This is a genomic window from Candidatus Njordibacter sp. Uisw_056, from assembly GCF_047730085.1.
Lineage (GTDB): Bacteria > Pseudomonadota > Gammaproteobacteria > Pseudomonadales > Balneatricaceae > Njordibacter.
The window spans coordinates 1,376,577-1,397,719 of the sequence record NZ_CP159830.1; the positions used below are offsets into that span (position 1 = coordinate 1,376,577).

General features: G+C 44.1%; 24 protein-coding genes. 19 read left to right on the forward strand and 5 right to left on the reverse strand.

All coding sequences use genetic code 11. From position 1 onward, the window contains the following. Positions 1 to 74 precede the first annotated feature (74 nt). Both ABXT60_RS06690 and ABXT60_RS06695 read left to right on the forward strand, forming a co-directional pair. The gene (locus ABXT60_RS06690; protein WP_443631959.1) at positions 75 to 1,253 is read left to right on the forward strand and encodes an acyl-CoA dehydrogenase; all 1,179 of its coding nucleotides are present in this window, start codon (positions 75 to 77) and stop codon (positions 1,251 to 1,253) included. Between the two features lie 10 nt (positions 1,254 to 1,263). Next, positions 1,264 to 2,493 carry a CaiB/BaiF CoA transferase family protein gene (locus tag ABXT60_RS06695; protein ID WP_443631960.1) on the forward strand — a complete coding sequence of 410 codons (1,230 nt, stop codon included), beginning with the start codon at positions 1,264 to 1,266 and terminating at the stop codon, positions 2,491 to 2,493. A gap of 12 nt (positions 2,494 to 2,505) precedes the next feature. Here the strand turns inward: ABXT60_RS06695 and ppnN are convergent, their stop codons facing one another. Continuing rightward, positions 2,506 to 3,864, reverse strand: a complete 1,359-nt coding sequence (ppnN, locus tag ABXT60_RS06700; RefSeq protein ID WP_443631961.1) for a nucleotide 5'-monophosphate nucleosidase PpnN — start codon at positions 3,862 to 3,864, stop codon at positions 2,506 to 2,508. Between the two features lie 165 nt (positions 3,865 to 4,029). Between ppnN and ABXT60_RS06705 the strand changes: the two genes are divergently transcribed. The 16 genes from ABXT60_RS06705 to upp all read left to right on the forward strand — a co-directional run bounded on the left by ABXT60_RS06705 (position 4,030) and on the right by upp (position 16,796). Beyond that, the gene (locus tag ABXT60_RS06705) at positions 4,030 to 4,974 is read left to right on the forward strand and encodes a S49 family peptidase (protein WP_443631962.1); all 945 of its coding nucleotides are present in this window, start codon (positions 4,030 to 4,032) and stop codon (positions 4,972 to 4,974) included. A gap of 132 nt (positions 4,975 to 5,106) precedes the next feature. Then, complete coding sequence (locus ABXT60_RS06710; protein ID WP_443631963.1) at positions 5,107 to 5,616, forward strand: YceD family protein; 510 nt, start codon at positions 5,107 to 5,109, stop codon at positions 5,614 to 5,616. Between the two features lie 24 nt (positions 5,617 to 5,640). Then, complete coding sequence (gene rpmF / locus ABXT60_RS06715) at positions 5,641 to 5,820, forward strand: 50S ribosomal protein L32 (RefSeq protein WP_443631964.1); 180 nt, start codon at positions 5,641 to 5,643, stop codon at positions 5,818 to 5,820. 1 nt (position 5,821) lies between these two features. Next, positions 5,822 to 6,823 (forward strand): phosphate acyltransferase PlsX, encoded by a 1,002-nt coding sequence (gene plsX, locus ABXT60_RS06720; protein WP_443631965.1) that lies wholly within the window; start codon positions 5,822 to 5,824, stop codon positions 6,821 to 6,823. Between the two features lie 41 nt (positions 6,824 to 6,864). After that, entirely contained in the window at positions 6,865 to 7,797 is a 933-nt protein-coding gene (gene fabD / locus ABXT60_RS06725; RefSeq protein WP_443631966.1) for an ACP S-malonyltransferase, read from the forward strand. A gap of 16 nt (positions 7,798 to 7,813) precedes the next feature. Further along, the gene (gene fabG / locus ABXT60_RS06730; protein WP_443632079.1) at positions 7,814 to 8,557 is read left to right on the forward strand and encodes a 3-oxoacyl-ACP reductase FabG; all 744 of its coding nucleotides are present in this window, start codon (positions 7,814 to 7,816) and stop codon (positions 8,555 to 8,557) included. Positions 8,558 to 8,773: 216 nt separating this feature from the next. Then, positions 8,774 to 9,004 (forward strand): acyl carrier protein, encoded by a 231-nt coding sequence (gene acpP / locus ABXT60_RS06735; RefSeq protein WP_046483788.1) that lies wholly within the window; start codon positions 8,774 to 8,776, stop codon positions 9,002 to 9,004. Between the two features lie 166 nt (positions 9,005 to 9,170). Then, a complete protein-coding gene (gene fabF / locus ABXT60_RS06740; protein ID WP_443631967.1) occupies positions 9,171 to 10,409 on the forward strand; it encodes a beta-ketoacyl-ACP synthase II in 1,239 nt (412 codons plus the stop codon). A gap of 21 nt (positions 10,410 to 10,430) precedes the next feature. Beyond that, complete coding sequence (gene pabC, locus ABXT60_RS06745) at positions 10,431 to 11,333, forward strand: aminodeoxychorismate lyase (protein WP_443631968.1); 903 nt, start codon at positions 10,431 to 10,433, stop codon at positions 11,331 to 11,333. 26 nt (positions 11,334 to 11,359) lie between these two features. Continuing rightward, entirely contained in the window at positions 11,360 to 12,334 is a 975-nt protein-coding gene (mltG, locus tag ABXT60_RS06750) for an endolytic transglycosylase MltG (RefSeq protein ID WP_443631969.1), read from the forward strand. Positions 12,335 to 12,344: 10 nt separating this feature from the next. After that, positions 12,345 to 12,977 (forward strand): dTMP kinase, encoded by a 633-nt coding sequence (gene tmk, locus ABXT60_RS06755; RefSeq protein ID WP_443631970.1) that lies wholly within the window; start codon positions 12,345 to 12,347, stop codon positions 12,975 to 12,977. Positions 12,978 to 12,981: 4 nt separating this feature from the next. Next, positions 12,982 to 14,016 (forward strand): DNA polymerase III subunit delta', encoded by a 1,035-nt coding sequence (locus ABXT60_RS06760; protein WP_443631971.1) that lies wholly within the window; start codon positions 12,982 to 12,984, stop codon positions 14,014 to 14,016. Beyond that, a complete protein-coding gene (locus ABXT60_RS06765; RefSeq protein WP_443631972.1) occupies positions 14,013 to 14,789 on the forward strand; it encodes a TatD family hydrolase in 777 nt (258 codons plus the stop codon). The genes ABXT60_RS06760 and ABXT60_RS06765 overlap by 4 nt, the downstream gene beginning before the upstream one ends. Positions 14,790 to 14,883: 94 nt before the next feature. Continuing rightward, positions 14,884 to 15,603 carry a TetR/AcrR family transcriptional regulator gene (locus ABXT60_RS06770; protein WP_443631973.1) on the forward strand — a complete coding sequence of 240 codons (720 nt, stop codon included), beginning with the start codon at positions 14,884 to 14,886 and terminating at the stop codon, positions 15,601 to 15,603. A gap of 6 nt (positions 15,604 to 15,609) precedes the next feature. Further along, positions 15,610 to 16,146 (forward strand): DUF1285 domain-containing protein, encoded by a 537-nt coding sequence (locus tag ABXT60_RS06775; RefSeq protein ID WP_443631974.1) that lies wholly within the window; start codon positions 15,610 to 15,612, stop codon positions 16,144 to 16,146. A gap of 20 nt (positions 16,147 to 16,166) precedes the next feature. Beyond that, complete coding sequence (upp, locus tag ABXT60_RS06780; protein ID WP_443631975.1) at positions 16,167 to 16,796, forward strand: uracil phosphoribosyltransferase; 630 nt, start codon at positions 16,167 to 16,169, stop codon at positions 16,794 to 16,796. 69 nt (positions 16,797 to 16,865) lie between these two features. Here upp and ABXT60_RS06785 read toward each other — a convergent pair whose 3' ends face one another. The 3 genes from ABXT60_RS06785 to ABXT60_RS06795 form a co-directional block, all read right to left on the reverse strand. Next, positions 16,866 to 17,486: a phosphoribosyltransferase family protein gene (locus ABXT60_RS06785; protein WP_443631976.1), complete on the reverse strand. Its 621-nt coding sequence runs from the start codon at positions 17,484 to 17,486 to the stop codon at positions 16,866 to 16,868. Then, a complete protein-coding gene (locus ABXT60_RS06790) occupies positions 17,476 to 18,234 on the reverse strand; it encodes a BtpA/SgcQ family protein (protein ID WP_443631977.1) in 759 nt (252 codons plus the stop codon). The genes ABXT60_RS06785 and ABXT60_RS06790 overlap by 11 nt, the downstream gene beginning before the upstream one ends. A gap of 135 nt (positions 18,235 to 18,369) precedes the next feature. Next, the gene (locus tag ABXT60_RS06795) at positions 18,370 to 20,007 is read right to left on the reverse strand and encodes an electron transfer flavoprotein-ubiquinone oxidoreductase (protein ID WP_443632080.1); all 1,638 of its coding nucleotides are present in this window, start codon (positions 20,005 to 20,007) and stop codon (positions 18,370 to 18,372) included. Positions 20,008 to 20,232: 225 nt separating this feature from the next. Here ABXT60_RS06795 and ABXT60_RS06800 point away from each other — a divergent pair, with 225 nt between their 5' ends. Continuing rightward, positions 20,233 to 20,679 carry a hypothetical protein gene (locus ABXT60_RS06800; RefSeq protein WP_443631978.1) on the forward strand — a complete coding sequence of 149 codons (447 nt, stop codon included), beginning with the start codon at positions 20,233 to 20,235 and terminating at the stop codon, positions 20,677 to 20,679. On the opposite strand, the gene hpf is transcribed toward ABXT60_RS06800, so the two are convergent. Then, a complete protein-coding gene (gene hpf, locus ABXT60_RS06805) occupies positions 20,676 to 21,035 on the reverse strand; it encodes a ribosome hibernation-promoting factor, HPF/YfiA family (RefSeq protein ID WP_443631979.1) in 360 nt (119 codons plus the stop codon). The genes ABXT60_RS06800 and hpf overlap by 4 nt on opposite strands. Positions 21,036 to 21,143: the final 108 nt, after the last annotated feature.

Sequence of the window (21,143 nt, forward strand, 5' to 3'; positions counted from 1 at the left end):
TTATTAAATGGCGATATATTCATACTATGGATGGCGAACAAACTAACTGACATAAATAAACTTGAGACTTAATCATGGCAACTCGTACCGAATTTTCTTGGCAAGATCCGTTTTTTTTAGAACAGCAACTGACCTCAGAAGAGCGCATGATTCGTGATGCTGCGCGAGAGTATTGTCAAGATGGGCTTGTAAGTAGAGTGCTAAAGGCCAACCGAGAGGAGATTTTTGATCGCGAAATAATGACTGAATTTGGTGAGCTAGGCCTACTAGGTGCTACTATTCCAGAGAAATATGGCTGTGCTGGCGTAAATTATGTCAGCTACGGCTTGGTGGCCCGCGAGGTAGAGCGCGTAGACAGCGGTTATCGCTCGGCCATGAGTGTGCAGTCTTCGTTAGTCATGCATCCTATTCATGCTTACGGCACTGAAGAGCAGCGTATGAAATATTTACCCAAGCTTTCTACAGGTGAGTGGGTGGGTTGCTTTGGTTTAACTGAACCCGATTCGGGCTCTGACCCTGCCAGTATGACAACACGTGCGGTGGCTGTAGATGGTGGTTATTTGCTTACAGGTGCCAAGATGTGGATTACCAACTCGCCTATTGCAGACGTTATGGTAGTTTGGGCCAAGCTTGAGGGTGTCATTCGAGGCTTTATATTAGAGCGTGGTATGAAAGGTTTAACCACGCCTAAGATTGAAGGCAAGTTTTCTTTGCGAGCCTCTGTGACGGGTGAAATAGTCATGGATAATGTATTTGTGCCCCAAGAGAACCTATTCCCCACCATTAAAGGCCTTGCAGGACCATTTGGTTGCTTAAATAAAGCCCGATATGGCATTGCTTGGGGCTCACTTGGTGCTGCTGAATTCTGCTGGCATGCAGCCCGTCAGTATACTTTAGACCGCTCCCAGTTTGGCCGACCATTGGCAGCCACCCAGTTGATCCAAAAGAAGCTTGCTGACATGCAAACAGAAATTTCTATTGGTTTGCAGGGTTGCTTGCAGATGGGTCGTTTAATGGACGATGATAACTGTCCTGTTGAGCTTATTTCGTTAATGAAGCGAAACAACTGTGGTAAGTCTTTAGACGTTGCTCGACAGTCGCGTGATATGCATGGTGGTAATGGTGTGAGTGATGAGTTTGGTGTTATTCGCCATGTGATGAATCTAGAAGCGGTCAACACTTATGAAGGCACCCATGATGTGCATGCGTTGATTTTAGGCCGGGCTCAAACTGGCATTCAAGCGTTTTACTAGGCCCTTAACTATGAGCATCACCACGCCTTTGCAGGGCATTAAAGTGTTAGATCTTAGTCGTATTTTGGCTGGCCCTTGGGCTGGACAAATGTTGGCAGATCTGGGGGCTGATGTGATTAAAGTGGAGCGTCCAGGGGCAGGGGATGATACCCGCTCATGGGGGCCTCCTTACATGCCGTGTGCTGTGGGTTTTGAAGCCAATGAAGCCCGTGAAGCGGCTTATTTTCAAACAGCAAATCGCGGTAAGCGCTCGCTATGCGTGGATATTTCTGTGCCAGCGGGTCAGTTGCTAATAAAACAATTGGCAGCTAAGGCTGATGTGTTGATTGAAAACTTCAAAGTAGGAGGGTTAGCTAAATATGGCTTAGACTTTATTACGTTAAACGCCATTAACCCACGTTTGGTGTATTGCTCTATTACTGGTTTTGGTCAGTCTGGACCTTATAAAGATCGTGCAGGGTATGACTTTATGATTCAAGCTATGGGCGGTTTAATGAGTGTCACTGGCAGTGAACATGGTGAGCCAATGAAGGTAGGTGTGGCAGTGGCTGATGTTATGACCGGTTTGTATGCCTCTAACGCCATCCAGGGTGCCCTCATTCACCAGTTGCGCACAGGGCAAGGCCAACATATTGATTTAGCTTTGCTGGATGTACAGGTGGCTGCCTTGGCAAACCAAGCCATGAATTACATAGCCACCAATGAAAACCCTCAGCGCCTTGGCAATGCACACCCTAATATTGTTCCTTATCAGGCCTTTGCTACCAGTGACGGACATCTAATTTTGGCAGTAGGTAATAATGCCCAGTTTCAAAGATTTTGCCAAGTGGCTGGCAAAAAAGAGTTGGCAACTAGTACCCTATATGCAAGTAATGCACTTAGAGTCGCTAACCGAAATACACTGGTGCCAGAAGTGTCTGGCTTGCTAAAGCAGCGAAATACTCAATGGTGGTTAACCGAACTGAATAAAGTGGGTGTTCCTTGTGGGCCTATTTGCACTATTGACCAAGTGTTTGATAACCCACAAGTTCAAGCGAGGGAAATGAAAATATCCCTTGAACATACCCAACTGGGTTGGGTTGAAAGCGTCGCTAACCCTATTAAGCTTTCGGCAACGCCATTACAGTATAACCAAGCTCCACCGATGTTGGGAGAGCATACTCATGAGGTTTTACAGGACTGGCTGGCCATGAAAGAACCTGAGTTTAAAGCCTTGTTAAGTGCTCAGGCCATTGCTTAGCCTAGTCTAGCCCTAACTTACTGTGTAGCAGGGTTGGTAAACCTTGCTGCCAGGCAGTTTCATGCGATCCTGTGCGACAAAACTTTGCAATAATACATCGAGTTTATTAAGCATTTCAGCTTCTGCTTTAAGCTGGTACGGGCCATGTAAGCGTATTTGTTCCAATCCAAATGTTTTCACATTGCCTGCTACAATGCCACTCATGGCTTTGCGTAAATTGCTAGCAAGTGTTGCTGTGGGCAAGCTGGATTCAAGCTTAAGATCTGCCATGTTTGTGTGAGTGGGAATAAACGGACGTTGGAAATCCTCTTCGATGTGTAATTGCCAATTGTAGTGGTAGGCGTCACCAACTTTTTGCCTATGTTCCACTACGTCTTCCATTTGGGCCTTGATAGCGATAGCTACAGCGCTTGGATCTTCAATAATGATCTGGTATTTCGACTGTGCTTTTGCCCCAAGTGTGGCCCCAATAAAGGCGTCAATTTGCTCAAAGTATGCTTTTGCACTGGTTGGGCCTGTAAAAATTAGGGGTACAGTAAGTTGATCGTTTTTTGGGTGTAATAAAATGCCTAATAAATACAAAATCTCTTCCGCTGTGCCTACGCCGCCAGGAAACACGATGAAGGCGTGGCCAAGTCTTACAAAGGCTTCAAGCCGTTTTTCAATATCAGGCATGATGATGAGTTCATTCACCATTGGGTTAGGAGACTCAGCTGCAATAATTCCAGGTTCAGTAATGCCGATATAGCGGTAATCGTGACAGCGTTGCTTAGCGTGGGCTATATGGGCACCTTTCATTGGGCCTTTCATTGCTCCTGGGCCACAGCCTGTGCAAATGTCATAACCTCTTAGCCCTAAATCGTAACCCACTTTTTTAGTATAGTCGTACTCTACAGTTTTGATGGAGTGCCCACCCCAGCAAACCACAATGTTAGGTTTGCGCCTTGGCGCCAAGGCCTGTGCGTGGCGAAGTATTTGAAATACAAGCGCCGTAAGCTGAGTACCAGTGTGACTTTCATCGTTATGGAGCAGACTATTGTTGAGATAAATAATGTCACGCAGCACTGAATAAAGGTTTTCCTTAATACCTAAAATAATTTCGCCGTCTACAAAAGCGCTAATAGGAGCATTATTAAGCTGCAGTAACACGCCACGGGTCTGTGGCACTACCTCTACGTCGAACTGCTTATTGCGTTGCAGTAATGCTTCTATGTCATCTTCTTCTGTGCCACAGTTTAGGATGGCAAGGCAGCACTGCCTAAATAGCTCATGTAAGCCAGTAGAGGCTGATTTGTGTAGCTGGTTGATCTCTTCTAGGGTGAGTATGTCTAAGCTCCCCTGGGGCGAAATTAGGGCATCAATGGTGTGCATATAGTTCCTTTACTTCACTGGCGTTGAGTGAGTCTTGGTTTATGTGTTTGTCTGTGGGCTTTGGTCATTAGCATAACAGAGAAAAATACAAACATGAGGGCTTTTAAAACAAACATTTGGGCCCATTAAATAGTTATTGAAAGATATATTACACAGGCTGGGTCAATGAACGAAGAATCGAACAAACCAGAATGGCAAGTGATTGGTAAATTAGTGACTAGTATTCAGGATGAGCAGCGTAGGTCGAGGCGTTGGGGTATCTTTTTTAAAAGTTTAGGCTTTATTTTTCTGTTTAGCATACTCGCAATCGTATTATCAGATGATGACGTTAAAACCTTGTCATTATCGCAAGACCATGTAGCAGTGGTGAACGTATTTGGCCCAATTATGGCGGGTGGTGAGGCCAGTTCAGAGCGTTTATTGCCGGCCTTAGTGGAAGCCTTTGCTGCCCCAAATGCTAAGGCAGTAGTGCTTAATATTAATAGCCCTGGAGGCAGCCCCGTGCAAGCGGGTATATTGTTCGATGAATTACAGCTTTTAAAGCAGGCTCACCCAGAAAAAACCCTTTACGCTGTGATCGGAGATGTGGGTGCCTCAGGGGCATATTACATTGCGGCTGCGGCAGATTATATTTATGCCGACAAAGCCAGTACTGTTGGTTCAATTGGTGTTATTGGCAGTGGTTTTGGTTTTGATCAGTTGATTGCTAAATTGGGTGTAGAGCGTCGAACGTATGCTGCTGGCGGCAATAAAGATTTTTTGGATCCGTTTTTGCCAGAAAAAGCGCAACAAAAAGAAATGTTCCAGGGCTTGCTTGATCAAATTCATCAGCAGTTTATCTCCCAAGTAGAGCTGGGAAGAGGCGATCGCTTAATCCGTCATGAAGACTTGTACTCTGGTGCCGTTTGGAATGGCGCCCGTGCACTAGAGTTAGGTTTAATTGATGGGTTAGGTAGTTTGCATACTGTGGCAAGAGATCAAGCTGGTGGCGCTAATATGATTTGGTATTCGCCCGAAAAAACCCCTCTTGAAGCAGTGATGGACGAATTAGGTGCACAAACTAAAACTGCGATTACCTGGGGCTTAAATCCAACCTTGGTAATCCAGTAAACCTTTGATAAACGTAATATTTCCACACTTTTAGCATTAATTACAAAAAACGCACCTAAAAAGTGTATATATTTTACTTTTAATGGCTTTTTTCTTTGACATATGGAAGGTACATGAATATCATATCGCGCCATGTTTGAAACAGAATTACCTCGTTTTTTAGATCCGCGCAAGCTATGCGATGGTCAGCAAACCATTACTGGTGCCGTTGAATTATCAACGTTAACTGGTTTTTGTAGCTACCTACAATCGGACCAAGGGCAAGTGAGTGTGCAGCTGCACTTTTCACGTGATAATGCTCACCGCCCAATCATTAAGGGCAGTGCCGAAATAAAAAACGTACAAATTAGCTGTCAGCGTTGTCTAGATGCCGTTAGCATTGATATAATGGGCGACATGAGTGTGGCTATAGTGCTTAACGAAGAGCAGGCTGAGAAACTTCCGACTGAATATGACCCTTGGTTATTGGAAGATAAGAAGCTTGATATGCGTGAGCTTATTGACCACGAAATGATTTTGAATATACCCATTGTGGCTTATCATTCAGATTGCGAAGTTGCAATTGAATATGGTCACAAAGAAACCGTGCAGGAAAAGCCAAATCCTTTTATGGGATTGCAGGCTTTACTGCAAAAAGATTAGTTTACCAATTAGGAGTTTTTAGTCATGGCTGTACAAAAGAGCAAAGTAACCCGTTCTAGGCGCGGGCAGCGTCGTTCACACGATGCATTAGAAACAGCTACTCTGTCTGTAGATGCCACCACGGGTGAGACGCATCGTCGTCATCATATAACTGCTGATGGTTTTTACAAAGGCCGTCAGGTAGTTAATCAAGACGCCGAGTAATTTGTCGTCGTATTACACCCTAGCAGTCGATGCTATGGGTGGGGACTCAGGTCCCAGCACCAGCCTCGAGGCGGCGTTAGCTAGCCTCGAGCGCCACCCTCGCTTGAGCCTTTTCTGGGTCGGACCTCAGGACATACTTGCACCATTAATAGCTGCAGTCACTGACAAACAAGCGCCGCTCTTGCAGCGACTATACTTCATTGATGCTCCCCAAGTTGTGGAAAAAACAGACGACTTGATGGTAATTTTACGTCAAAAACAAAACTCTTCTATGTACATTTCTTTATCCCTAGTAGCTCAAGGTAAAGCTAATGGTTGCGTTAGTTGTGGAAGTTCTGCAGCCCTTATGGCCCTCAGCCGTCATTTAATAAGAATGTTGCCGGGTTATGAAAGACCCGCATTTGCTAGTCATATCCCGACCCGCAAGGGCATGTGTTTAGTGCTTGATATGGGTGCTAACCTTACTTCCACTGGCCAGCAATTGTATCAATTTGGTCAGTTAGGTCAGGCATTAGAAGCTAGTTTGCAACAAAACCCTAAAGTCAGTTTAAAACTACTCAACATTGCTACTGAGTCAGGCACTGGACAGGCCCAAGTGCAAGCAGCTCATAACCTGCTCGAATCAGATGCTAAACTTAACTACCTAGGCTACATAGAACCACAAGAAGTCTTTGATGGTTTGGCGAGTGTTGTTGTTTGTGATGGCTATGCTGGCAATATTTTGATTAAATCAGGCGAAGGGGTTAGCAATATGCTGGCTCACAGCTTTAGAAAAAATTTAACGAGCAGTGATCTGACGCCTACTCAAATTGGCAAAATCATGCAAGCTTGGCAGCTGCAGTTTGACCCTGATCGTTTAAATGGTGCGTTTTTACTAGGTTTACAAGGTCTAGTTGTTAAGTCCCACAGTTATGCTAATGCCACTGCGTTGCAATATGCTATCGAGGCCACCCAAGATTATGTTGAAATGCAGGTTACAGAGCGCCTTCTGGAAGACTGTTAGGCTTACACTTAAATAATATTGAATTTAGAAAAGGTACCGTAATGAGCGCTAATATTGCATTTGTTTTCCCAGGGCAAGGGTCCCAAAGTGTGGGCATGTTAGCTGAGTTAGGCGCTAATCATCACGTTGTTGTTGAGACTTTTTCCCAAGCTAGCGAGGCGTTAGGTTATGACCTATGGCAGTTGGTACAACATGATCAAAGTGGTCAGCTTAACCAAACCTATATTACTCAGCCTGCGTTACTTTCCGCTAGCGTTGCCTTGTGGCGTTTGTGGTTGGAGAAGGGTGGCAGAACACCCACTATGCTAGCTGGTCATAGTTTAGGAGAGTATTCTGCGTTAGTTTGTGCCGGAGCGTTAGGTTTCTCTGATGCTATTCGGTTGGTTGAAGCTCGTGGCCAATTTATGCAGGCAGCAGTTCCTTCAGGAGAGGGTGCGATGGCTGCCATTATTGGCTTGGATAATGATGCTATTGCTTTAGCCTGTGAAGTTAGCGCGCAAGGGCAGACTGTGGCGCCTGTAAATTATAATTCGCCAGGCCAAGTAGTAATTGCGGGTTCTAAATTAGCAGTAGAGCGTGCCATGGTTGCTTGTAAAGCGGGAGGAGCTAAGCGCGCTTTAGCGTTGCCGGTAAGCGTCCCCTCGCACTGTGCGCTAATGTTGCCTGCAGCCGAAAAGTTGCGCACCATACTTGCAGGGGTAAAGATGAGCCTGCCCATGATACCTGTGGTACATAACGTAGATGCCAAATTAGCTTCCTCCAGTGAGGCAATTATTAGCAATCTTGTCGCTCAGTTACATCAACCAGTGCTGTGGACCCAGTGTGTCGAGTCTATTGCAGCGAGCGGTGTCGACCTTGTGGTAGAATGCGGCCCAGGGAAAGTTTTAAATGGTTTAACAAAACGTATTAACAAGACGTTACAATCTGCGTCCATTAATGATGCTGCGTCACTTGCAGCCACACTAAAACTCTAAGACGGATTAAATTATGTTGGCAATTGATGGCAAGATAGCATTGGTTACAGGCGCAACACGTGGCATTGGTAAAGCTATTGCGCTACAACTGGCCTCCCAAGGTGCAGTCGTGATAGGTACAGCGACGTCTGAAGCAGGAGCTCATGCTATTTCTACAGCACTCAATGCAGTAGGTAATACAGGTATGGGCATGGTGCTTAACGTATCGGATTCAGAATCAGTAACCAGTGCGCTAAAAGCTATTGTTGAAGCTTACGGTGCACCCACTATATTGGTCAATAATGCAGGCATTACTCGCGATAATTTATTAATGCGCATGAAAAATGACGAATGGGATGATGTGGTTAATACTAATATGAGTTCGATTTTCCGGATGTCCAAAGGGTGTTTGCGTGGTATGACCAAAGCGCGCTGGGGCAGGGTGATTAACATTAGTTCGGTCGTAGGGTCCATGGGTAACATGGGGCAGGCAAATTATGCCGCTGCTAAAGCCGGTGTTGAAGGGTTTAGCCGAGCTATGGCACGCGAAGTTGCATCACGTAATGTAACGGTAAACTCCATTGCCCCGGGTTTTATCGCTACGGATATGACAGATGCGTTAGGAGATGAGCAAAAAGACGCCTTACGTACGCAGATTCCATTACAGCGTCTAGGTACACCAGAAGACATTGCCCAGCTGGTTGGTTTTTTGGCCAGTGATGCAGGTGCGTATATTACTGGGGAAACTATTCACGTCAATGGTGGTATGTATATGAGCTAAACCACCCGGTTTTGCTTTTAGCGTTATTTAGTCATCTTGTGTCGCACATATTATTGTTTTAAGGTTGCTTTTTTGGCTGATTTGTAGATAATAGCACCACTCTATACTGAGTAGAAAATAGAAAGATGTAGCGGAATTCTCCGGCCACTGTTTTCTAGGACATTCGTTGACATTTGTTAAATGTTGATGGCGTATAAGAACCCATTAGGAAAAACTATGAGTATTGTAGATCGCGTTAAAAAAATTGTTGCTGAACAACTAGGTGTTAAAGCAGATGAAGTCACTAACACAGCTTCTTTCGTTGACGACCTTGGCGCTGATTCTTTGGACACTGTAGAGCTAGTAATGGCTTTGGAAGAAGAATTCGAAACAGAGATTCCAGATGAAGAAGCTGAGAAGATCACCACTGTTCAAGCTGCAATCGACTACGTTAATGCTAACCAATAAGCTAGCTTAGTTTTTGCACTTCGAATTGAAGTCAGAAAAGCCGCGCCACTTGGTGCGGCTTTTCTGCATCTATAGCTTTTAAAACAGATGTTTGATCGCTCAAAAATGCCATAATAGAAGCATTAGTTGCGAAATTAACCTAGGCTATCATTGAAAGGAGATTCAAATGAGTCGTAAACGCGTTGTAGTGACTGGCATGGGTATGTTGACTCCTGTTGGAAACACCATGGACGAAACGTGGAGCAATATAATCGCTTCAAAAAGTGGTGTAGCAAATATTACTCATTTTGATACTGAAGGTTTTGGTACGCACTTCTCTGCGGGTGTAAAAGACTTTGACCTTAGCGACTACTTGCCACCAAAAGAAGGCAAGAAAATGGACTTGTTTATCCAATATGGCATGGCTGCAGGCATTCAGGCTATTAAGGATGCAAACTTAGAAGTGACAGAAGAAAATGCAGACAGAATTGGTGTTGCGATTGGTTCTGGAATTGGTGGTTTACCTTTAATTGAAAAGTGTCATGATGCGCTTAATAAAAGTGGTCCTCGCCGCATTTCGCCGTTCTTTGTGCCCGGCAGCATCATCAATATGATCTCTGGCAATTTGTCGATTATGTATGGCCTACGTGGCCCCAATATAGCTATTACTACGGCGTGTACTACGGGCACTCACAATATAGGTGCTTCAGCACGTATGATTGCTTATGGAGACGCCGATGTGATGGTGTGTGGTGGAGCCGAAATGGCTACTACGCCATTAGGTTTAGGCGGTTTTGGTGCAGCTCGTGCACTGTCAACACGCAACGATAACCCTTTAGCCGCAAGTCGTCCTTGGGATGCAGACCGTGATGGTTTTGTTTTGGGTGATGGCGCTGGGGTGATGGTGCTGGAAGAATATGAACTGGCTAAAGCTCGTGGGGCTAGAATTTATGCTGAACTTACTGGCTTTGGCATGAGTGGTGATGCATACCACATGACCTCCCCACCAGAAGATGGCCGCGGTGCCGCAGCATCAATGCGTAATGCTATGAAAGATGCTGGTTTGAATGGTGACGACATTCAATACATCAATGCCCACGGTACGTCTACGCCAGCTGGAGATATTGCTGAGTCTAATGCGGCTAAATTAGTTTTAGGTTCTGCTTCAGAAAATGTGCGCATGAGCTCAACTAAATCAATGATTGGCCATTTGCTAGGCGCCGCTGGCGCTGTGGAAGCTATTTTCTCGGTTTTGGCGATCCGAGATCAAGTTGCACCGCCCACCATCAATTTGGACAACCCTTCACCAGGGTGTGACCTTAACTACGTTGCACACCAGCCACAAGAAGCGCAGATAGTCTCAGTAATGTCTAACTCATTTGGTTTTGGTGGCACTAACGGCACTTTGATTTTCTCTAAAATTTAACCGACAAATGAGGCTGGCGCTATGGATATAACAACCTTAGTTAATGGCCAGTCATCACCTGCGTTAGATGTTCGTGACCGTGGTTTAGCCTATGGTGACGGAGTGTTTGAAACCATTGCTTTAAAACAAGGTCAGGTACAGTTGTGGCCATCCCATCGCCAACGTCTGGCCACTGGGTTATTAGCCTTAAGTATTGTTGCTGATGAAACTGCTGCCCTAACCTTAGTTAATGCTATTATTAATGACATTAAAGCGGCTTACTCGTTATTTGGTCGTTCTGACGGAGTGATTAAAATCATTGTTACCAGGGGCTCTGGTGGGCGGGGCTATGCAGTGCCAATGTTGCCCCAGCCCACACGCATAGTTTATATGATGCCCGAGCCATCGGGTCGAAGTGAGTTATCTAGCGAAGGCGTTCGCGTTCGACTATGCCAACATCGCTGGTCTAGCAATGTTGCTTTAGCAGGCATTAAGCACCTCAATCGTTTAGATCAAGTAATCGCTCGCAGTGAGTGGAATGATGTAAATATCCACGAAGGGATCATGCTCGACCAAGACGGCCTGGTAATTTCTGGTGTAATGAGCAATCTATTCATAGAGGCAGATGGTATGCTCATTACACCAAAGCTAGACCAATGTGGTATTAATGGCACTATGGCTGAATTAGTGGGCGCTATTGCTAAGCAATCTGGCATCAAGCTAGTCCAACGTGATGTGACCTTTGACGCTCTCCTTAATGCCGATGCAGTCTTTATCACCAATAGCCTCAATGGTATTTGGCCTGTCATAGAATTTACCCCTGATACGGCACAGACTGAGCCTAATGCAGTGGCTACATTTTGGCCTATATCTCCACTTATCAATAAACTTCAAAAAATTATTTCACAACATTTGTCAACCCAAATGACTGTAGCTGACTTATGATAAAGCGGGTATGGTTCTGGGTTCTTATGATGCTCATTGTAGTGATGTCATTGTTTACATATGGCATGATACGACAGATACAGGTGTGGTTGTATGAACCTATGCCGTTAGCAGAACCCACACTAGTCACGGTTACTGCTGGTTCTGGGCTAGGAAAAATAAGCACTAATTTGTACAAAGCAGGTGTTATTGCCCATGCTGATAGTTTTAAGTATTATGCCAAATGGCGTCAGTTAGATCGTTTTATAAAGGCGGGTGAATATCAGTTCAATGGCTCTATAAATAGTGTAGAAGTGCTTGCGCAACTAGTCTCTGGTAAAGTTTTGGAGTACCAGTTTACGGTTCCAGAAGGGCTTCGCTATAGAGATTTTGTGACACGTTTAAGCCAACATCCAGCAATGATAGGCAAACCGGTTCCTGATGCCCAAGATTGGCTAAGTAAAATGCACAGCCGCTGGCTGCATCCAGAGGGCTTGCTGTTTCCTTCAACTTATCGGTTTGCTAGTCACAATTTGCCCATAGACATTATTGAACAGGCCTACTTAAAGCAATTACAGGTTTTACAATCGGAATGGGCCCAAAGAGCAGAAAATTTACCCTACAAGACGCCTTATGAAGTGCTTATAATGGCGTCTATTATTGAGAAAGAAACAGGTTTGGCTAGTGAAAGGCCAATTATTGCGGGAGTGTTTGTAAGGCGCTTACAAAAAGGTATGAAGCTACAAACTGACCCCACTGTAATCTATGGCATGGGAGCCAAGTTTAACGGTAACATTCGTCGTTCTGATCTAACTGAAGATACTCCTTACAATACCTATGTTCACCGTGGTTTGCCTCCTACACCCATAGCCTTGCCAGGCCGGGCTGCTATATATGCAGCGCTGCATCCAGCGGATGGTCTGAGCTTATTTTTTGTCGCAAGGGGTGATGGTAGTCACGAATTTGCCAATACGTACCCAGAGCATCTGCTTAATGTGCGTAAATACCAGTTAAAACACTAAGAGACTTTTCATGGCTGCATCATTTATTTCAATCGAAGGTGGAGAGGGCGTTGGCAAGTCTACAAGTATCGAGTACATCAGACAAAAACTCGAAACCTGTAGTATTGAATGCCTAGTCACGCGTGAGCCAGGTGGCACACCTATGGCAGAGGATATTCGCCAACTGTTGTTGCAACACCGGGATGAAGTTGTCGACCCATATACTGAGCTTTTGCTAATGTTTGCCTCGCGTCGACAACATGTACAAAATGTAATTAGGCCAGCTCTGGCAGCAGGGAAATGGGTGATTTGTGATCGCTTCACAGATGCGTCATTCGCCTACCAAGGATTTGGCCGAGGCTTAGACAAGGGGTTTATTTCTAGTCTTAAACACTACGTGCATGGTGATTTAAATCCAAACATGACAGTTCTGTTCGATTTAGATATCACTATAGGCATGGCACGAGCAGGTAAACGTGCTAATTTTGATCGTATTGAAACTGAAACAATGAGCTTTTTTGAGCGTGTTAGACAAGGTTATTTAACTCAAGCCGAAGAAGAGCCAGAACGATATCGTATTGTTGACGCCTCCCAACCCATTGCTGACGTTGAACATCAGTTAGACCATTTTCTTGCGCCATTGTTAGTTGCTTCTGGAGACTAGCGATATGACTAAAGAACCCAATATATTATTACACACCTACCCGTGGCACCAAGATCAATGGCATCAGGTGAGCCAGATGATGAGGCAGAAACGTTTGCCCCACGCACTGATTATCGGTGGAGTTCCGGGGCTTGGAAAATTAACTTTTGCTAAACGCCTCGCGGCTGCCTTGCTATGTCAGCAAGGAGAAAGAAGCGATGCTTGTGGCCAGTGTAAATCCTGCCAGTTATTAGCAGCCCACAGTCACCCTGATTTTAAATTAATGCAGCCAGAAGAGTTGGGTAAAGCAATTCTTGTGGATCAAGTCCGAAATATCCAACACGCCATGGCAACTACTGCGCAGCAAGGTGGTGCTCGCGTGGTTATTATTAATGGAGCTGCAGACCTCAACCTTAATGCTGCTAACGCTTTATTAAAACAGTTAGAAGAACCCGGTGATAACAGCTTTTTTTTGCTGCTACATCAATGGCCAAAAATGCTTTTACCGACTGTTCGCAGCCGTTGTCAGTTGTTAGATATCATTATTCCTAGGCCAGAGCAGGCGTTAAGCTGGCTAGAGGAGCAGTTGCCTGAGGATGAGAAAAACCCTAGGGCTGCAGCTGAAAAGCTAATAGCGCTGGCAAATGGAGGCCCACTAAAAGCACTGCAACTGCATGCCTCTAAAGCCCATGAGTTACGTCATCAAATGTTAGTTCAACTGACCGCTATTCTCAGAGGTAACGCAAGCACCTTAGAAGTAGCCCAAAGCTGGCACAAGCAACCACTAGAGCAAATGCTTAACTGGTGGATAGAGTGGATTAATGATCTGATTAAACTAAAAATGACGGGTAATACGGCACATTTAGCCAACCCAGATATTATTAAACTACTCCAAGCCGTAGCTCAGCGCAGCAGTATTAAGGCGATGTATCGTTTATTACATCGACTAACTGAGCAGCTTAGCTTTATTAATCAACGGCGTAATTTAAATAACCAGTTGGTGTGTGAAGAACTGTTGCACCAATGGTACTTGCTAGTAAGGTCTGACACTTCACTATGATTATTGATTCTCACTGCCATTTGGATAAACTTGACACGAGTCATTATGAAGATGGTTTTCCAGGCCTAATTGCTGCAGCTCAAGCAGACGGTATTTCTCAAATGTTATGCATTAGTGTTGATACCGAGAACTTTGAGCCAATGATGCGTCAAATTGAACCTTATAATTTTATCCATGCTTCAGCTGGATTGCATCCACTGGGGGTTAAAAGTTTGGACAATTTTAGCGTGTTAGAACAACAAGCTCAGCACCCTAAGGTAGTTGCCATTGGTGAAACTGGGTTGGACTATTTCTACCAAAAAGATAACACGGACATACAGCAACAAGCATTTGTAGCGCATTTACAGCTGTCTAAGCACCTAAAAAAGCCTGTTATTATTCATACTCGGGATGCTAATGAAGATACATTAGCGCTACTTCGTAGTGAAGCAGATCAATCTGTAGGCGGCGTGATTCACTGCTTTACGGAAGATTGGGCTATGGCTGAAGCGTGCTTAAACTTAGGTTTCCACATTTCTATTTCTGGCATTGTGACCTTTAACAACGCTTCTGCGTTGCGAGAAGTTGTTAAGAAAATTCCAATGGATCGCTTACTAGTAGAAACCGATTCACCGTACCTAACACCAGTGCCATATCGGGGTCAGCAGAATGAACCTAAGCATGTGCGTTTGGTAGCTCAATATGTAGCGGATCTCAAAGGGGTTTCTTTGGCTGAGCTCGCAGAACAAACAAGCAAGAACTTTAGCCAGTTGTTCTTAAAGACCCTTAATTAGTATAAATTATAAGTGATGGCGTTTTGAAAGTTTTATGACTATTATATCTATCATAGTCATAGCTAGACTGGTTTATTTATCTAAAGGTATCGCCATGAATTGGGGCATCGCTGCAAAACCAAACATTCCTGCCTATTTTCCGCGTGAAAAAGAGAACCGCAAGGTACGTGAATTTAAGCGCAGGGAAGAGGAAATACTAGAAACAGCTTTAGAGCTCTTCCGTGTGCATGGTGAAGACAAAGTGACTGTAGAAATGATTGCCGACAACGTGGGTATTGGTAAAGGCACCATATACAAACACTTTAAGTCTAAATCAGATATCTATATTTATTTATTGATTAATTATGAACTTCAATTAGCCAGTTTATTGGCAACAAAAGATTTCTCCGACCCGGAGTCTTTGTGGCGCAGTTACTTTGAATATCGGATGAATGATCCTGAGCAAGCGTTACTCTTTGACCGGTTAGAAGATCGTCTGATCAAGGGTGAGGAATATGACAAGGAAATTGCTGACGTTCACCAAATTAGAAATGAAAATATGCAGGTGCTAACCACTTTAGTTGAAAAACGTATTGATTCTGGGAAGCTGGAGCAGGTACCAGCCTATTTCCATTTATCTGCGTCTTGGGCTCTAGTTCATGGTGCCTTAGCGTTGCATGACTCGGGGTTCTTTAAAGAATTCATTCAAGACCGTGAAGCTTTTTTTGAGTTTCTGATGCAAATAGGTATGCGTATGGGTAACCGTGGGCAGAGTCGTCATACAGACTTATCAAAAAAGGTGTCCCATGACCCCAATACTGCTGATCAAGACTAAGTTAAAATGTTAGAACAGCTAGTCGCTCAGGCCCAGAAATTGCCTCATTATGATTTAGACTCTTGGCAACCTCAATTTAATGGAGATATAGACTTAATCATTACTGCAGATGGTACCTGGTTCCATGAAGGTAGTGCTATTGTTAAAACTAAAATCATGCAATTGTTTGCGCGCTTGCTGCAGCGTCAAGTCAATGGTGATTATTGGATCATCACACCTACAGAGGCCTTCCGTATTACCGTAGAAGACCTGCCTTTTGTGATTGTTGCAGCAGACTATGTGCATCAAGAGGGTGTTGACCTGTGGCAATTTACGACCAACACTGGTGACCAAATTTATCTCTCACAGTTAGACCAATTGGTTGTGACCTATAACTCAGAACAACCACAGCCACGAGTGTGTGTGCGTGATGGTCTGTGGGGTCGCATTAATCGGGCCGTTTTTTACCAGCTTGCACTGGCCTGCGAAGTGGTTGAAACAACCCACGGGGATCACGCTGAGTTGACCAGTGGCCCTCATCGATACTATATTGGGCCAGCTTAGCCCACTAGGAAATACACATAATGCCAGTACATGAAATTCACCACCCCCTTATTTCACATAAACTTGCTCTTTTGCGCAAGGCACATGTGAGCACCAAACAGTTTAGAGAACTATCCAATGAAGTTGCCAGCCTACTGACGTATGAGGCAAGTAGGGGGTTACCCTTGGAAAAAGTTAACATTGATGGTTGGCAAGGAGAGCGTATCCCTGTACAAATGCTAGCCGGCAAAAAACTTACTATTGTGCCGATTTTGCGAGCGGGTTTAGGTATGCTTGAGGGCGTAATGCAACTTGTGCCCAATGCAAAAGTAAGTGTTGTTGGATTATACCGTGATGAAGAAACTCTTGAGCCCGTGGCTTACTTTGACAAAATAATTGCTGATGTAGATCAGCGCACAGCACTAATCATTGATCCCATGTTAGCTACAGGGGGTACACTGTTAGCTACCATTGATTTACTCAAGCAAAAGGGCTGTAAAAACATTATGGGGTTATTCTTAGTGGCATCACCAGAGGGTTTATCGAAGGTGTCTGAACTGCATCCAGAGGTGAATTTATATGTTGCGGCAATTGATGAGTGCCTAAATGAACAAGGCTATATTATCCCAGGCCTTGGTGACGCCGGTGACAAGATCTTCGGGACTAAATAGCACCAAAGTAAGCGTTATAAGGTTATTAATGGCCTTTCCCAGTTTAATATTCTCTCTACAGATTATATTTTATTTAGGAAAAGCTGACTCTGGATTATAGCTTTTAAAGCTTTCTAAATATTGAGCATTTGCCTGATCTTGCCACGGTGTGTTTGGCTGTATTGCAGTAACACACTTATATGTCTCACGGTATCTGGTGGTGTTCTCATTTTCTTCCATAACAATGGCCACCATTCCTGCAACTAGGCCCTGTTGTTGCTCAACTAGCTGTACAGCTCCATGCATTGTTCCGCCAGTTTCAACCCATTGGTCAACTAATAGCACTCGAGTACCTGGGGCATATGCGGGTAATCGCATTTCCATTGATTGAGTTCGTCCAGAATAATTTGTCATGGACGCACTATCGGTATCAACGCATAATTTCCCAGCTTTTCGAATAGGTAGAAATCCACAACCAATACGAGCAGCAATACCTGCTGCTAAAACAAATCCCATTGCATCTAACCCAGCAACAACATCAATATCCTTTGGATCTATGTCAGCGCAAAGATCATCAAGTAAATCTTGATACGCACGACCATTGATATAGATAGACGTTGGATCAAGCCATGCAAATTTATCCCCTTTCGTATTGGGTGCCATAATAGAGAAATACCATCGATCATCTCTTGGACCTTTATCAAAACTCATATTTTACTCCCGTACTTTTAATACTATCCATTAAGTTCTTTAACTTTTTTGGGTCTATATTATAAAAGTCATCTTTAAAATTTATGCCAGTGGCAACCATCAGCAAGTCTGCATCTTCAACATAGTCTTTTACATTATCTAGAGTGATTCCAGATGCAATGGCCAGAGCTGTATCACCACAGCTTGTTCGAAAAGTTTTGATTTTTTCAACATCGGCAGCATAGCCTGTGGCAATACCAGAAGTGACTACAACATCCATATAGCGAGTGGCTAATTGAGCACTATACGCATATCCAGCTGGGTCAACATCGCGTTGTTTTTTAAAAGCTGTTCCACCAATGTATAAGCCTTGCCAACCGCTCTCTTTGCGTGCTGTGGTAATTCTATTGGCTTCTATCTGATCATTTTCTCCACGACGTTCATCAATACACGCATCATCAGCCCAATACCCGTCAATGCAAATACCTTCAGATTGCAGCGCGCCTAAAATTGGAAAGGCGAATTCACCAGTGACGGCAAGAAAGTTTATTCCAAGCCAATAGTCAGAAAATGTAGCCCGGATGCGTTTAATAATTGGCAATAGCTTTTCCTTTTCAAAATCATGATTGATTAGGAATACCCCTGGGCAACCACCTTCCATTGCGATGACAATATTGCGATGCGTTTGTTCATAATTCAACACATGGATCACGGGTAAAACGATGGGGTTTTTACTCCCAAATTTTAAATGAAACTCATGCCGGTTCATTTTGTTTGTTCCAATTAGGTAATAGGCAAACTACTTAAGTTACATGTTAAGTTAAAAGCCTATTAAGTGGTTACATAGATGCCCAATTTAGTAGTTATGAACATTAACCTAAATTGCTCTACCCAGATTAAAAAATTACATGTTGGGATAGTTTGGGCCGCCTGCACCCTCTGGCACCACCCAGGTAATATTTTGACTTGGGTCCTTAATGTCGCAGGTTTTGCAGTGAACACAGTTTTGGCTGTTGATCTGGAAGGTCTTGTCACCACTATCGTTCTCCAGTACTTCGTATACCCCAGCAGGGCAATATCGTTGTGCTGGTTCATCCCACATGCTTAAGTTAATACCTAAGGGCAGGCTTGCATCCTTTAAAGTAAGATGGCAGGGCTGGTTTTCCTCATGATTAGTACCGGAAATAAATACTGATGATAATTTGTCAAAACTGGTTATTCCATCAGGTTTAGGATACTCAATTTTAGGCATCTGGGCGGCAGGTTTTAACTGCGCATAGTCAGGGGTGTTATCTTTTAAAGTTACCGGAAGCTTGCCACCAAAAATATTTTGGTCAAACCAATTAAAGGCGCCTCCTAACCACATGCCAAACTTGTGCATTGCAGCACCAAAATTACGCGCTTTATAAAGCTCTTCATGTAACCAAGACTGCTTAAACTTCTCGCCATATGCGAGTAAGTCTTGCTTACCTTGGTCGCCGTTCGTAATGGCTTCAAATAATGTCTCAGCTGCTAACATGCCAGATTTCATTGCTGTATGGCTGCCTTTAATTTTGGCAAAGTTCATAGTCCCTGCGTCACAGCCAATAAGTAATGCACCGGGAAGGCTCATTTTAGGTAAGGCGAATAGTCCACCTTTTTCGACAGCACGAGCGCCATAAGACACTCTAGAGCCGCCTTCTAAATGCTGTTTAAGTACAGGGTGATGCTTAAGGCGCTGGAATTCGTCAAATGGGCTTAGGTGCGGATTATCGTAGCTTAGGTCAATTATAATGCCTACAGTCACTTGGTTATTGTCACCGTGGTATAGGAAAAAACCACCATTGGCCCCTTTAGTCAGCGGCCAGCCAGAACCATGGACAACTAAACCGGGTCGGTGTTTGGCTGGGTCAATATCCCATAGTTCTTTAATACCAATGCCATAATGCTGACTCGTTGTCTCTAAATCAAGGCTGAATTTTTCAATCAATTGTTTGCCTAGATGACCCCGGCAGCCCTCTGAAAACACAGTGTATTTTGCGTGTAATTCCATTCCTTGCATATAACTGTCTTTTTGCTCACCAGTTTCACTGACCCCCATGTCCCCTGTAGCAATGCCTTTAACACTGCCATCTTCATGATAAAGAACTTCAGAAGCAGCGAAACCTGGGAAGATTTCGGCACCTAAGTTTTCAGCTTGCTCGGCAAGCCAACGACACACATTACCTAAACTAACAATGTAGTTACCTTCGTTGTGCATGGGCTTGGGAATAGCAAAGTTAGGCAGTGACATACCACCTGTGGAACTCGTAAGAATATGCATTTCGTCTCTAACAACAGGCGCAGTGAGTGGTGCTCCCATGGATTGCCAATCAGGAAAAAGTTCGTTTAGGGCTGTGGGTTCTAAGATAGCGCCCGACAATATATGGGCACCTACCTCAGAGCCTTTTTCAACCACACAAACGCTCAATTCCTGGCCTTTTTCTTGGGCTAGTTGTAGTAGTTTACATGCGGTGGCTAGGCCAGATGGGCCGGCACCCACAATAACAACATCGAATTCCATTGATTCACGTTCCACTGCATATCCTCTTGATTAGATTTAATTATACAAAGAGCCACTTTAACGCCTGTAAAAGTGGTCTACTGTTCACATACCGACTTATAGTGGCTGTTCTTAAACAGAGTTTCAATCAATACCGAACAGTCTTGGGTGATAATGCTTGAAAATCTCCACTTAGGTGCTAGGTTTGTTAAACTGTCGGTCTATACCTAAAGCAAAGAACCCACAATGCATATAGAAATCACCAGCACCACCACGCAGCAGCAAGTGCACGATGAGTTAAGGCAATTGCGCGCAGGCGACCGTGTTCACTGCACTGATGTTAGGCAATTTTTATTTTGTAAGCGTTTGTTAGAACAATGGCGGTGGGGCGATGTGTTGCTGTTGATGATGGATGATCAGAAACAAGTACTAAAGCAATTTAAGTACAAGCCCCCAGCTCATGATGAAATTCCACGTGACCGATTGCTCAAGGATCAAGAGCAGGTTGTGCACGCTCTGGAAAAGGTATTTGCCCATTGCCATAAAGTTGGCTTGCAAGTAGTGTCTTTCAGTGATGGTTTGGTGGTGGTACCAAAGGATCTTGCAGAAGATCCTATGGCGTTATGTTCTGCAGCAGCGTTAGGCATTAATGATTATGAAACCTATACCACTTTTGCTGAACATTTAGATTAAGCTACTTCTTCATCCGGTTCTTCTGGCTCTTCAGACATCACGCGCATGCCTTTATCGATGCCTTTTCGAGTTTGTGTTTTAGATTTAGCTTTTTGTAATTGGGTTTCTATTTTAGCGCTCAAAGAGTCGATCGCACTAAACATGTTGTTACCCCTGGCTTTGGCAAATATTTCTTGGCCAGTATCTAGGTGAAGAGTGGCCTCAGCAAGGTCTTGGTTACCTTCTTTGTCCATAGTGACTTGAATGTTAGTAATATGATCGAAGTGGCTTTCATTTTTCTGCAGCTTGGCCATAATACGTTCTTTTATGGCATCAGTAGCTTTGGTGTCGTGACGAGCAGTAATGTTCATTTGCATAATCGATTCCTTCTTAGGAGAGTTAAAAAAAGTAGAAATAGAGTGCGGTTCCTCTTGGGTTAGTTGGGTTAAGTAGATAGACTCGTTAGCCGTGAGACCAACATAATA